The sequence below is a fragment of the Pseudomonas sp. Q12-87 genome (genome assembly GCF_001269755.1).
GTDB classification, from domain to species: domain Bacteria; phylum Pseudomonadota; class Gammaproteobacteria; order Pseudomonadales; family Pseudomonadaceae; genus Aquipseudomonas; species Aquipseudomonas fluorescens_S.
Genome location: NZ_LHVI01000028.1, coordinates 415,115 through 428,977, shown reverse-complemented (window position 1 = coordinate 428,977; position 13,863 = coordinate 415,115). Strand labels below are relative to the sequence as shown.

Annotated in this window: 11 protein-coding genes; 9 read left to right on the top strand and 2 right to left on the bottom strand. The window is 60.2% G+C overall.

The features are described from left to right. Positions 1-14 precede the first annotated feature (14 nt). Together AD663_RS21510 and map are read right to left on the bottom strand one after the other, a co-directional pair. The gene (locus AD663_RS21510; RefSeq protein ID WP_053214498.1) at positions 15-2,717 is read right to left on the bottom strand and encodes a [protein-PII] uridylyltransferase; all 2,703 of its coding nucleotides are present in this window, start codon (positions 2,715-2,717) and stop codon (positions 15-17) included. Between the two features lie 39 nt (positions 2,718-2,756). After that, the gene (map, locus tag AD663_RS21505; protein WP_003184921.1) at positions 2,757-3,539 is read right to left on the bottom strand and encodes a type I methionyl aminopeptidase; all 783 of its coding nucleotides are present in this window, start codon (positions 3,537-3,539) and stop codon (positions 2,757-2,759) included. A gap of 375 nt (positions 3,540-3,914) precedes the next feature. Here map and rpsB point away from each other — a divergent pair, with 375 nt between their 5' ends. The 9 genes from rpsB to bamA all read left to right on the top strand — a co-directional run bounded on the left by rpsB (position 3,915) and on the right by bamA (position 13,863). Further along, complete coding sequence (gene rpsB / locus AD663_RS21500; RefSeq protein ID WP_003184919.1) at positions 3,915-4,652, top strand: 30S ribosomal protein S2; 738 nt, start codon at positions 3,915-3,917, stop codon at positions 4,650-4,652. Positions 4,653-4,859: 207 nt separating this feature from the next. Further along, positions 4,860-5,723, top strand: coding sequence for a translation elongation factor Ts (gene tsf / locus AD663_RS21495; RefSeq protein ID WP_003184917.1), 864 nt, complete (start codon positions 4,860-4,862; stop codon positions 5,721-5,723). Between the two features lie 213 nt (positions 5,724-5,936). Next, entirely contained in the window at positions 5,937-6,680 is a 744-nt protein-coding gene (gene pyrH / locus AD663_RS21490; RefSeq protein WP_003184915.1) for a UMP kinase, read from the top strand. Next, entirely contained in the window at positions 6,677-7,234 is a 558-nt protein-coding gene (gene frr / locus AD663_RS21485; RefSeq protein WP_003184913.1) for a ribosome recycling factor, read from the top strand. Before pyrH ends, frr begins: the two co-directional genes overlap by 4 nt. 13 nt (positions 7,235-7,247) lie before the next feature. Then, a complete protein-coding gene (uppS, locus tag AD663_RS21480) occupies positions 7,248-8,003 on the top strand; it encodes a polyprenyl diphosphate synthase (RefSeq protein WP_003184911.1) in 756 nt (251 codons plus the stop codon). Next, positions 8,003-8,809, top strand: coding sequence for a phosphatidate cytidylyltransferase (locus tag AD663_RS21475; RefSeq protein ID WP_003184909.1), 807 nt, complete (start codon positions 8,003-8,005; stop codon positions 8,807-8,809). Before uppS ends, AD663_RS21475 begins: the two co-directional genes overlap by 1 nt. Next, positions 8,806-9,996 carry a 1-deoxy-D-xylulose-5-phosphate reductoisomerase gene (gene ispC, locus AD663_RS21470; protein WP_053214497.1) on the top strand — a complete coding sequence of 397 codons (1,191 nt, stop codon included), beginning with the start codon at positions 8,806-8,808 and terminating at the stop codon, positions 9,994-9,996. Before AD663_RS21475 ends, ispC begins: the two co-directional genes overlap by 4 nt. A 52-nt stretch (positions 9,997-10,048) precedes the next feature. After that, complete coding sequence (gene rseP, locus AD663_RS21465; RefSeq protein ID WP_053214496.1) at positions 10,049-11,401, top strand: RIP metalloprotease RseP; 1,353 nt, start codon at positions 10,049-10,051, stop codon at positions 11,399-11,401. Positions 11,402-11,475: 74 nt separating this feature from the next. Further along, positions 11,476-13,863, top strand: a complete 2,388-nt coding sequence (bamA, locus tag AD663_RS21460; protein ID WP_003184903.1) for an outer membrane protein assembly factor BamA — start codon at positions 11,476-11,478, stop codon at positions 13,861-13,863.

Below are 13,863 nucleotides of genomic sequence, written 5' to 3'. Positions count from 1 at the left end.
GGAGTGTTGTTCGTTTAGATGCTGATGCGTGTCATGTGAGCATCCGGTTCCTGGTTGACGCTCAAATGCCGCACGATCGCTTCCTGCAGGCGGCTGCACAGCTGCGGATCGGACAACGGCTGGTTATGGGCGTCGGTGATGAAGAACACGTCCTCCACCCGCTCGCCAAGGGTGGCGATCTTGGCGTTTTGCAGTGACAGGTCGAACTCCAGGAATATATGGCCGATCCGCGCCAACAGGCCCGGGCGATCCGGGGCGCTGAGCTCCAGCACCGTGACCTGGCGCTGGGCGTCGTTGTGGATCGTCACCAGGGGCGCAAACGCGAAGTGCTTGAGTTGGCGCGGCACCCGTCGCTGGATGATGGTCGGGTAGTCCGCCGGGTTGCGCAGCGCTTCGGTGAGGCCATCGCGGATCTGCTTGACCCGCGCCGGGTTGTCGCCAATCGAGTCGCCGTCGGTGTCGAGCACGATGTAGGTGTCGAGGGTGAACTGGCTGCTGGACGTGATGACCCGGGCGTCGTGGATGTTGAGGTTGAGCTGGTCCATCGCCGCCACGGTCACGGCGAAGAAGTCGTGCTGGTCCGGCGCGTAGATGAAGATCTGCGTGCCGCCTTCGAACTCGCGCTGGGTGGTTTCCTTGATCAACACCAGTGGCCCGCCATCGGCCGGTTGCTGCAGGATCGCGTCGCTGTGCCAGGCCACGTCGCCGGCGGTGTGGCGCAGGAAATAGTCATCGCCCAGTTGCGACCAGAGCTGCTCGACGTCGTCTGGATCGGTGCCGCCGCGTACCAGGATGTCCAGGGCTGCGCTTTGGGTACGACGGATCTGTTCTTCGCGGTCCACTGGGTTTTCCAGGCCGCGGCGCAGGGCACGCTTGGTCTCGGTGTAGAGCTGGCGCAACAGGCTGGCGCGCCAGGAGTTCCAAAGGCTCGGGTTGGTGGCGTTGATGTCGGCCACAGTCAGCACGTAGAGGTAATCCAGGCGGGTTTCATCGCCGACTGTTTGGGCGAAATCGTGGATCACCTGCGGGTCGGACAGGTCCTTGCGCTGGGCAGTGGTGGACATCACCAAGTGGTTCTGCACCAGCCACACGATTAACCGACTGTCCCATACCGGCAGTTGATGGCGCTGGCAGAACGCCTCGGCATCCACTGCACCGATTTCGGAGTGATCGCCCTGACGGCCCTTGCCAATGTCGTGGTACAGCCCCGCCATATAGATCAGCTCAGGTTTGGGCAGCTTGCCCATGAGCTTGCTGGCCAGCGGGAATTTCTCCGACACCTGGGTGTATTGCAACTTACGCAGGTGCTTGATCAGGTTCAGGGTATGGGCATCGACCGTATAGATGTGGAACAGGTCGTGCTGCATCTGGCCGACGATGAACCCGAACTCCGGCAGATAGCGCCCAAGAATGCCGTAGCGGTTCATCCGCCGCAGGTTGCGGTGCACGCCAATCCTGCACTTGAACAGCTCGATGAACAGGCTGGTGTTGCGGATGTCGTGGCGGAAGTCTTCATCGATCAGATGCCGGTTTTCCCGCAGCAGACGAATGGTGTCGGCGCGCACCCCCTTGATTTCCGGCTGCTGGGCCATGAGCACGAAGATCTCGAGCATGGCGAAGGGCGTGCGACGGAAGACATTGGCGTTGCGCGCCTCGATGTACCCGTCATGCAATTGGAAGCGTGAATTGATCGGCTGCGGCGGTTCTTCGTCTTCCGGGGCGAGGATGACTTCCTCGAAGTGCTGGATGATCAGCTCGCTGAGCTGGGCAATGCTCATCACCACCCGATAGTACTGCTGCATGAAGTTTTCGATGGACTGCTTGGCGTCCTGACCCTCGAAGCCTAGCAGGCCGGCGATGGAGCGCTGGTGATCGAACAACAGGCGGTCTTCGGAGCGTCCGGCGAGCATGTGCAGGGCGTAGCGAACCTTCCACAAAAATTCCTGGGACGAAGCCAGCAAGGCGTTTTCGCTTTCCACCAGGAAACCCTCGCCGGCCAGGGCGCGCAGGTTCAGCGTGCCGTACTGGCGACGGGCGACCCAGAGGATCGTCTGGATGTCCCGCAAGCCGCCCGGCGAGCCCTTGACGTTGGGTTCCAGGTTGTATTCGGTGTCGTTGTACTTGTGGTGACGGGCCTTCTGCTCGGCGTGCTTGGCCAGGAAAAAATCCTTGCTCGGCCACATGTGCGCTGTGCTGGTGACGTCGAGCATGCGCTGGCGCAGCCGCTCGGGGCCGGCGATGGTGCGGCTCTCCATCAGGTTGGTGATCACCGTCAGGTCGGCGCGGGCCTCGTCGGCGCATTCCTGCACCGAGCGTACGCTCTGGCCGACTTCCAGGCCGATGTCCCACAGCAGCGTCAGGAAACGCTCGATGGAATCGCGAAAGACCTCATGGTCGGCGCTGTCCAGCAGGATCAACAGATCAATGTCGGAATAGGGGTGCAATTCACCGCGTCCGTAGCCGCCCACCGCCACCAGGGCGATGTCGGCGTCCTCGCTCCAGTTGAACTGCTCCCAGGCCTTTTGCAGGATGTTGTCGACGAACCAGGCACGGTCCTCGATCAGCCGACGGATATCCCGCCCATCGCGAAAGCGCTGGTCGAGCACTTCGCGGGCCTGGCGGATCGCTTTCTTGAACGCCGAGATGGGGCTTGCCTTCAGGGCCAGTTCAGCCTGGAACTGGCCGCGGTCGAAGAGTTCGGGATCCACCTGCGGCATCGAATGGCTTTCCTTTCTATCTATAGGCTGTGTATTGGGTCAGGCGGAAACGCGAGCGATGGTGTCATCGCTGCGCAGGGTGAAGATCTCGTACCCCGTCTCGGTCACCAGCAAGGTGTGCTCCCACTGGGCCGACAGCTTGCGATCCTTGGTGATGGCGGTCCAACCGTCGCCCAGCACCTTGGTGTCGGCGCGGCCCTGGTTGATCATCGGCTCGATGGTGAAGGTCATGCCCGCCTGCAACTCCATGCCGGTGCCGGCACGGCCGTAGTGCAGTATCTGCGGTTCTTCGTGGAACACCTTGCCAATGCCGTGGCCGCAGAACTCGCGCACCACCGAGAAGCCGTTCTTCTGCGCGTGCTTCTGGATCACTTCGCCGATGTCACCCAGGCGGCAGCCCGGCTTCACCAGTTCGATGGCCATGTACATGCATTCCTGGGTGACTTTCGACAGGCGCTGGGCCCACTCCGGCACGTTGCCGACATGGAACATGCGGCTGGTGTCGCCGTGGTAGCCGTCCTTGATGACGGTGACGTCGATGTTCAGGGTGTCGCCATCCTTCAACGGTTTTTCGTTGGGGATGCCGTGGCAGACCACATGGTTGATCGAGGTGCAGATCGACTTCGGGAAGCCTTTGTAGTTGAGCGGAGCCGGGATGGCCTTCTGCTCGTTGACGATGTAGTCATGGCAGATACGGTCCAGCTCTTCGGTGGTCACACCCGGCTTGACGTAGTCGGCGATCATCTCCAGCACATCGGCGGCGAGTTTGCCGGCGACACGCATTTTGGCGATGTCCTCGGGAGTCTTGAGGGTAACGGTCATACAGGCTCTCTCTGCGCCTGACGGCGCTGTTCAAAACGTAATGGGCGGCGGAGACTGATCCGGGCGGCCCTGAAAGAGGCGATTCTAACAGACGATCAGCGCAAATCCGCGCCCGTCTGCATCGCTTCTCTCTATAAGGCGGTGCGTCCATGGCCCATGAAAGGGCTGTGGAAGGGGGGCTTCACCGGGATTTCAGAATCCGTGTTCCGTTTTTGCCCTTGCTGTGGTATAAAATGCGCCGCTTTCCGGGGATGACCCCGCAAGCTTAAATCCACACACGTGTCGACACGATGACCTGGGTGCCTTCGGCTTTATTTGCCGCTGGTTGGTCATTGGGATACGTGGAGGCCAAACCCGACTTATCAAGGAACTATCATGTCCCAAGTCAACATGCGCGATATGCTGAAGGCCGGTGTGCACTTCGGTCACCAGACCCGTTACTGGAACCCGAAAATGGGCAAGTACATTTTCGGCGCGCGTAACAAGATTCACATCATCAACCTTGAAAAAACCCTGCCGATGTTCAACGAAGCACTGACCTTCGTAGAGCGCCTGGCCCAGGGCAAAAACAAGATTCTGTTCGTCGGCACCAAGCGTTCCGCTGGCAAGATCGTTGCTGAAGAAGCAGCACGTTGCGGTTCGCCGTACGTCGATCACCGCTGGTTGGGCGGCATGCTGACCAACTTCAAGACCATTCGCGCTTCCATCAAGCGTCTGCGTGACCTTGAAGTCCAGGCCGAAGACGGTACTTTCGCCAAGCTGACCAAGAAAGAAGCGCTGATGCGCACTCGTGACCTTGAGAAGCTGGACCGCTCCCTGGGCGGTATCAAGGACATGGGCGGTCTGCCTGACGCACTGTTCGTGATCGACGTTGACCACGAGCGCATCGCGATCACCGAAGCCAACAAGCTGGGTATCCCGGTCATCGGCGTTGTCGACACCAACAGCAGCCCTGAAGGCGTTGACTACATCATCCCAGGCAACGATGACGCCATTCGCGCCATCCAGCTGTACATGGGTTCGATGGCTGATGCTGTGATCCGTGGTCGCAACAATGTTAATGGCGGCACCGAAGTCTTCGCTGAAGAAGCTCCGGCAGCAGCCGCTGAGTAACTGACGCCCTGGCGTTGACTCAGTAAGCAAAAAGGGGGCTTGGCCCCCTTTTTGCCACCTCGAAAACCATTTGCCGCCGACACGGTTGCCTGTTCTTCATCGACCGGTTGTAACGTGAAACGGCCTATAAGCAGTGGCTTTCAGGAAGAATTGATCGCCCGTTCGATCGGGTGGAATGGTTGAAAACCTATCCAAGAGGATTTTGAAATGGCAGAGATTACTGCAGCGTTGGTCAAAGAACTGCGCGAGCGTACCGGCGAAGGCATGATGGATTGCAAGAAAGCCTTGACCAAGGCTGGCGGCGACATCGAGAAAGCCATTGATGACATGCGTGCCTCGGGCGCCATCAAGGCTGCCAAGAAAGCCGGCAACATTGCCGCTGAAGGCGCGATCGGCATCAAGGAAGACGGCAAGGCTGCCGTTATCATTGAAGTCAACTCGCAGACTGACTTCCTGGCCCTGCAAGACGACTTCAAGGCGTTCGTTGCTGCCAGCGTTGAAAAAGCATTCGCCGACAAACTGACCGATGCAGCTCCGCTGATCGCCGCTCAGGAATCGGCTCGTGAAGCCCTGGTTGCCAAAGTAGGCGAGAACGTCAATATTCGTCGCCTGGTTCGCATCGAAGGTGACGTTGTCGGTTCTTACCTGCACGGCAACAAGATCGGTGTCGTCGTAGCCCTCAAAGGCGGCAACGTCGAGCTGGCCAAGGACATCGCCATGCACGTCGCAGCCAGCAACCCTGAGTTCCTGCTGCCGTCGGAAGTTTCCGCTGATGCCATCGAACGCGAGAAAGCCGTGTTCATGCAACTCAACGAAGACAAGATCAAAGGCAAGCCAGCCGAAATCGTTGAAAAAATGGTTGCCGGTCGCATCACCAAGTTCCTGGCTGAAGCCAGCCTGGTAGAGCAGGCGTTCGTCAAGAACCCTGAAGTCAAGGTCGGTGAGCTGGCCAAGAAAGCAGGCGCCGAAATCGTTTCCTTCACCTACTTCAAAGTCGGCGAAGGCATCGAGAAGCCAGTAGACAACTTCGCTGAAGAAGTGGCTGCTCAGCTGGCTGCCAGCAAGCAATAAGACGGTTTTCACAACTGTCGCCCAGAAGAGGCTGCCCGCTTAACGCGCGCAGCCTCTTTTTGGATGGGGATGCCGATTTCTATTGGTTTCCTGTCGGAACTGGCTTACAAAGCCGTGTTCCGATGGCGCTGTGTCAGCGTCAAGCTAGAGTGAACGCAGGCTGTAAAACAGCCTTGAAGAATTTTCGAAAATACGCCGCAGGAGAGATTCGCAATGGCTCAGCAGGGCAGTGGTTATCAGGCTCGCTATAAACGCATTCTACTCAAGCTTAGCGGCGAGGCCCTGATGGGCTCGGAAGAGTTCGGGATCGATCCAAAAGTGCTGGATCGCATGGCGCTGGAAGTCGGCCAACTGGTCGGGATCGGCGTGCAGGTCGGCCTGGTCATCGGCGGCGGCAACCTGTTCCGCGGCGCAGCGCTGAGCGCGGCCGGCATGGATCGGGTTACAGGCGACCACATGGGCATGCTGGCCACTGTGATGAATGCCCTGGCTATGCGCGATGCGCTGGAGCGTGCCAATATCTCGGCCATCGTCATGTCGGCCATTTCCATGGTTGGCGTGACCGATCACTACGATCGCCGCAAAGCCATGCGCCACCTCAACGCCAAGGAAGTGGTGATTTTTGCCGCCGGCACCGGTAATCCGTTCTTCACCACGGATTCTGCCGCCTGCCTGCGAGCGATCGAGATCGATGCCGATGTCGTGCTCAAGGCAACCAAGGTCGATGGCGTCTATACAGCCGACCCGTTCAAGGACCCACATGCCGAGAAGTTCGATCATCTGACCTACGATGAAGTACTGGATCGCAAGCTGGGTGTCATGGACCTGACGGCTATCTGCCTGTGCCGCGACCACAAGATGCCGCTGCGCGTCTTTAACATGAACAAGCCCGGTGCCCTGCTGAATATCGTCCATGGCGGCGCCGAAGGAACACTGATCGAGGAAGCGCAACAATGATCAACGAAATCAAGAAAGACGCTGAACAGCGCATGCAGAAATCCCTGGAGTCCCTGGCGCACAACTTCGGTCGCATTCGTACCGGCCAGGCTCACCCAAGCATCCTTGAAGGCGTGATGGTGCCGTACTACGGCTCCGACACCCCGATCAAGCAGGTGGCCAACATCACCGTCAAGGATGCCCGTACCCTGCAGGTCGTGGCCTTTGAGCGCAACATGCTGGGCGCGGTGGACAAGGCGATCGGCAGTGCCGGCCTGAACCTGAACCCGACCAACCTGGGTGAATTGCTGCTGATCTCCATGCCGGCCCTGACTGAAGAAACCCGTCGCGGTTTCACCAAGCAGGCCCGCGATGTCGCTGAAGACGCCCGCGTTGCCGTGCGCAACATCCGTCGTGACGCCAACAGCCAGCTCAAGGACCTGGTCAAGGAAAAGGAAATCAGCGAAGACGAAGAGCGTCGCGCGACAGGCGAAATCGACGATTTGACCAAGAAGTACGTGGCTAAGATCGACGCGGATCTGGCGCAGAAAGAAAAAGACCTGATGGCCGTATAAGGGTCTCGTTTTAATGGATAAGACCAAGCAGGCCGTGCCGTTCGCGGTGCCGCGCCACGTGGCGATCATCATGGACGGCAATAACCGCTGGGCCAAGAAACGCTTTATGCCCGGCGTCGCCGGGCACAAGGCGGGCGTCGATGCGGTTCGTGCTGTCATCGAGGTATGCGCCGAGGCCGGGGTCGAGGTGCTGACCCTGTTCGCCTTTTCCAGCGAAAACTGGCAGCGTCCGGCCGATGAGGTCAGTGCCTTGATGGACCTGTTCCTCAAGGCGCTGCGGCGTGAGGCCAAGCGCCTGGATGAAAACAAGATCAGCCTGCGTATCATCGGTGATCGCTCGCGTTTCCATCCGGAACTGCAGGCTGCGATGCGTGAAGCCGAAACCGCTACGGCTGGCGCCGATCGGTTTGTACTGCAGATCGCCGCTAACTACGGTGGCCAGTGGGATATCGCCCAGGCTGCCCAGCGGCTGGCGCGGGAAGTCCAGGCCGGGCACCTTCGGCCGGAAGACATTACGCCTGAACTGTTGCAGACCTGCCTGGCCACCGGCGACCTGCCGTTGCCGGACCTGTGCATCCGCACCGGTGGTGATCATCGCATCAGCAATTTCCTGCTCTGGCAGCTGGCTTACGCCGAGCTGTACTTCTCCGACCTGTTCTGGCCGGACTTCAAACACGAAGCCATGCGTACCGCACTGGCCGATTTCGCTTCCCGTCAGCGTCGCTTCGGTAAAACGAGCGAGCAGATCGAAGCTGGAGCCCGGGTTTAATGCTCAAACAACGAATCATCACCGCCCTGATCCTGTTACCCATCGCCTTGGGCGGGTTCTTCTTGCTCGAGGGCGCCAGTTTCGCGCTGTTCATCGGTCTGGTCGTGACCTTGGGGGCGTGGGAGTGGGCGCGGCTGGCGGGTTTTCCTGCGCAGTCGGCGCGCGTGGCCTACGCAGCGGTCGTGGCGGCCATGCTGTTCATCATGTACGTGCTGCCCGGCCTCGCGCCTTGGGTGCTGGGTGCCGCGGTGCTCTGGTGGGCTACGGCGACTTTCCTCGTGCTGACCTATCCGCGCACCGCCCATCATTGGGCCAATACCGCGACCAAGCTGGTGATTGGCCTGTTGATTCTCCTGCCGGCCTGGCAGGGGCTCATCTGGATCAAGCAGGGCCCGCTGGGCAACTGGCAGATCATGGCCGTGATGGTGCTGGTCTGGGGCGCCGACGTCGGGGCTTATTTTTCCGGACGCGCCTTTGGCAAGCGCAAGCTGGCGCCGAAAGTCAGCCCGGGCAAAAGCTGGGAAGGGGTCTACGGTGGCCTGGTGTTGAGCCTGGTGATCACGACGGTGGTCGGCTTCGTGCGGGACTGGACGGTCGCGCAGTTGCTGATGGGCCTGATTGGCGCCGCCCTCATCGTATTTGTCTCCGTGGTTGGCGATCTGACCGAAAGCATGTTCAAACGTCAATCCGGGATCAAGGACAGCAGTAACCTGTTGCCGGGTCACGGCGGGGTGCTGGACCGTATCGACAGCCTTACCGCTGCGATCCCGATCTTCGCCGTGCTGCTGTGGATGGCGGCATCGTGAGTCGCGCCCAACAGATTACCGTGCTGGGTGCGACCGGTTCGGTCGGTCTCAGCACGCTCGACGTCATTGGCCGCCATCCGGAGCGCTATCAAGTATTCGCGCTCAGTGGCTTCACACGCCTGAGTGAGTTGCTGGCGTTGTGCATACGCCATACGCCGCAGTTCGCCGTGGTGCCCGAAGCCAGTGTGGCGCGGGCGTTGCAGGATGACCTGCGGGCGGCGGGCCTGGACACGCGCGTGCTGGTGGGTGAAGAAGGCCTGTGCCAAGTGGCCTCGGCTCCTGAAGTCGATGCGGTCATGGCGGCGATCGTAGGGGCAGCGGGTTTGCGGCCGACACTGGCGGCAGTGGAGGCTGGCAAGAAGATCCTGCTGGCCAATAAAGAGGCGCTGGTGATGTCCGGCGCCCTGTTCATGCAGGCGGTGCGCAAGAGCGGCTCGGTGCTGCTGCCCATCGACAGCGAGCACAACGCGATTTTTCAATGCATGCCGCAGGATTTTGCCCGTGGTCTGGGCGCCGTCGGCGTACGGCGGATCCTGCTGACCGCTTCTGGTGGCCCGTTCCGGCAGACACCGCTGGAAGAATTGATGCACGTGACGCCCGAACAGGCGTGCGCGCACCCCAACTGGTCCATGGGGCGCAAGATTTCCGTGGACTCGGCCAGCATGATGAACAAGGGTCTGGAGTTGATCGAGGCTTGCTGGCTGTTCGATGCCAAGCCTTCCCAGGTTGAGGTGGTGATTCACCCCCAGAGCGTGATTCACTCACTGGTGGACTATATCGATGGCTCGGTGTTGGCTCAGTTGGGCAATCCCGACATGCGCACCCCGATCGCCAACGCACTGGCCTGGCCGGAGCGGATCGACTCGGGCGTTGCGCCGCTGGACCTCTTCGCCATCGCTCGCCTGGATTTCCAGGCGCCTGATGAACAGCGCTTCCCGTGCCTGCGTCTGGCGCGACAGGCGGCCGAGGCGGGCGACAGCGCGCCAGCCATGCTCAACGCGGCCAATGAAGTGGCCGTTGCAGCGTTTCTCGATGGGCGTGTCCGTTACCTTGAGATCGCGAGTATCATCGAGGAAGTCTTGAATCTCGAAGCCGTGGTTTCGGTCGATGACCTCGATGCGGTATTTACGGCGGACGCCAAGGCCCGTGAGTTGGCGGGTCAATGGCTGCGACGCCACGGGCGTTGAAGCTGCGATACGTTAGCCAGGGTCGCCCTGGACAGGATTGCGGAGAAAACTGATGAGCGCGCTCTATATGATTGTCGGCACCCTGGTGGCATTGGGGGTGCTGGTCACATTTCACGAATTCGGTCATTTCTGGGTCGCACGCCGTTGTGGCGTCAAGGTCCTGCGTTTCTCCGTAGGCTTTGGCATGCCCTTGCTGCGCTGGCACGACAAAAAGGGCACCGAGTTCGTCGTGGCGGCGATCCCGTTGGGTGGCTACGTGAAGATGCTCGATGAGCGCGAGGGGGAAGTGCCGGTCGATCAGCTCGATCAATCCTTCAACCGCAAGAGCGTCCGTCAGCGCATTGCCATCGTGGCGGCGGGGCCGATCGCCAACTTCTTGCTGGCCATGGTTTTTTTCTGGGCCTTGGCCATGCTGGGCAGCGAGCAGGTGCGACCGGTCATCGGCGGCGTGGAAGCTGGCAGCGTCGCCGCCCGGGCCGGGCTGGGGGCGGGGCAGGAAATCGTTGCGATCGACGGCGAGCCGACTTCAGGTTGGGCGGCAGTCAATCTGCAACTGGTGCGTCGCCTGGGCGAGAGTGGTTCGTTGCAGCTGATGGTCCGCGAGCAAGGTTCCACCATCGATTCGCCGCGGGAACTGATGCTGGATAACTGGCTCAAGGGCGCCGACGAGCCGGACCCGATCCGTTCCCTGGGGATTCGCCCATGGCGCCCGGCACTGCCGCCGATACTCGCCGAGCTCGATCCGAAAGGCCCGGCCCAGGCTGCCGGCCTGAAGACCGGCGACCGGTTGCTCGCACTCGACGGCCAGCCGATCGGCGACTGGCAACAGGTGGTCGATTCGGTACGTGTACGTCCTGATACCAAAATTGTGCTGCGCGTCGAGCGTGACAGTGCTCCAATCGAGGTCCCGGTCACCCTGGCGGCCCGTGGCGAGAGCAAGGCGCCGACAGGTTACCTGGGCGCAGGCGTCAAGGCTGTCGACTGGCCGCCGGAAATGATCCGCGAGGTCAGTTTCGGCCCTGTGGCGGCGATTGGCGAGGGTGCGCGGCGCACTTGGACCATGAGTGTACTGACCCTCGACTCACTGAAGAAAATGTTGTTCGGCGAGCTCTCGGTAAAAAACTTGAGTGGACCGATAACCATTGCTAAAGTGGCGGGCGCTTCTGCCCAGTCGGGCGTCGCTGATTTCCTGAATTTCCTTGCTTATCTGAGCATTAGCCTGGGAGTTCTGAATTTGCTGCCCATTCCTGTACTGGATGGGGGGCATCTGCTGTTTTATCTGATCGAGTGGGCGCGTGGTCGTCCCTTGTCGGATCGGGTGCAAGGTTGGGGGATACAGATCGGTATCAGCTTGGTGGTCGGGGTCATGTTGCTTGCCCTCGTCAACGATCTGGGTCGACTGTAACGCTTCGCTGAATTGCGAATCTGCCGCATTTTGCGGCAGTTTGTTTATTGCCAGTTGGAATAAGAAAGGACTTCATGAAACGTCTGCTGCTAACTGCGGTTCTCACCGTATTGATGATCGCCGAAGTTCACGCCGAGTCCTTCACTATCTCTGATATTCGTGTCAATGGCCTCCAGCGGGTATCCGCAGGTAGCGTCTTTGGCGCCTTGCCGCTGAACGTCGGCGAGCAGGCGGATGATCGGCGCCTGGTGGAATCCACTCGTGCGCTGTTCAAAACCGGCTTCTTTCAAGATATCCAGCTGGGCCGTGACGGCAATGTCCTGGTCATCACGGTAGTCGAGCGCCCGTCGGTCGCCAGTATCGAAATCGAAGGCAACAAGGCGATCTCCACTGAAGACCTGATGAAAGGCCTCAAGCAATCGGGCCTGGCCGAGGGCGAGATCTTCCAGCGTGCAACCCTCGAAGGTGTGCGTAACGAACTGCAACGCCAGTACGTGGCCCAGGGCCGCTACTCGGCCACTGTGGACACCGAGGTGGTCCCGCAGCCGCGCAACCGTGTCGGCCTGAAGGTCAACATCAACGAAGGCACCGTGGCGGCGATCCAGCACATCAACGTGGTGGGCAACACGGTTTTCCCCGACGAAGACCTGATCGACCTGTTCGAACTCAAGACCACCAACTGGCTGTCATTCTTCAAGAACGACGACAAGTACGCCCGTGAAAAGCTGTCCGGTGACCTGGAGCGCCTGCGTTCCTACTACCTGGACCGTGGCTATATCAACATGGACATCGCTTCGACCCAGGTGTCCATCACCCCGGACAAGAAGCACGTCTACATCACCGTCAACGTCAACGAAGGCGAGAAGTACACCGTTCGCGACGTGAAGCTCAGCGGTGACCTGAAGGTCCCTGAAGACCAGGTCAAGTCGCTGTTGCTGGTGCAGAAGGGTCAGGTGTTCTCGCGCAAGCTGATGACCACCACCTCCGAGCTGATCACACGTCGCCTGGGTAACGAGGGCTACACCTTCGCCAACGTCAACGGCGTGCCACAGCCGCACGATGACGACCACACCGTCGACATCACCTTCGCCGTGGACCCGGGCAAGCGTGCCTACGTCAACCGTATCAACTTCCGTGGCAACACCAAGTCCGAGGACGAAGTGCTGCGCCGTGAAATGCGCCAGATGGAAGGCGGCTGGGCTTCGACCTACCTGATCGACCAATCCAAGACCCGTCTGGAGCGCCTGGGCTTCTTCAAGGAAGTCAACGTCGAGACACCGGCGGTGCCGGGCGTCGATGACCAGGTCGATGTGAACTACAGCGTCGAAGAGCAGGCTTCCGGCTCGATCACCGCCAGCGTCGGTTTCGCCCAGAGCGCCGGCCTGATCCTCGGTGGCTCGATCACCCAGAACAACTTCCTGGGTACCGGTAACAAGGTCAGCATCGGCTTGACCCGCAGTGAATACCAGACTCGCTATAACTTCGGCTTCGTGGACCCCTACTGGACCGCTGACGGTGTGAGCCTGGGCTATAACGCCTTCTATCGCACCACCGACTATGACGAGCTCGATTCCGATATTTCCAGCTATGCGGTGGACAGCTACGGTGTCGGCGCCAACGTCGGCTATCCGATCAGCGAGACCTCGCGCCTGACCTTCGGCCTTACCGCCCAGCAGGACAAGATCAACACCGGCCGCTACACCGTTGACGAGATCTTCGACTTCGTAAACAAGGAAGGCGACAGCTACCTGAACTTCAAGGCATCCGCTGGTTGGTCCGAGTCGACCCTGAACAAGGGTGTCCTGGCAACGCGTGGTCATTCCCAGAGCCTGGTATTCGAAACCACTACGCCTGGCAGCGACCTGTCGTTCTTCAAGCTTGATTATCGCGGCCAGTTGTTCCAGCCGCTGACCGACACCTATACCCTGCGCATGCACACCGAGCTGGGTTATGGTGACGGCTACGGCTCGACTGACGGCCTGCCGTTCTACGAGAACTATTACGCGGGTGGTTTCAACTCGGTGCGTGGCTTCAAGGACAGCACCTTGGGTCCACGCAGTACGCCGAGCCGCGGTGCGGCGGCCACTGGTAACGCAGGTACAGTGGCGGACCCGGACCAGGATCCGCTGCCATTTGGTGGTAACGTCCTGATCCAGGGCGGCCTGGAAGTTCTGTTCCCGATGCCGTTCGTCAAGGATCAACGCTCCCTGCGCACATCGGTATTCTGGGACGTGGGTAACGTCTTCGACTCCAGTTGCGATGACACCACCAACGTCAACGGCTCCAAGTCCAACGCCAAATGCAACGACATCAGCCTCAGCAACATGGCCAGTTCCGTGGGTGTGGGCGTGACCTGGGTCACCGCGCTGGGTCCTTTGAGCTTCGCGCTGGCGATGCCGATCAAGAAACCGGATGACGCTGAAACCCAAGTGTTCCAATTCTCCCTCGGCCAGACGTTCTAA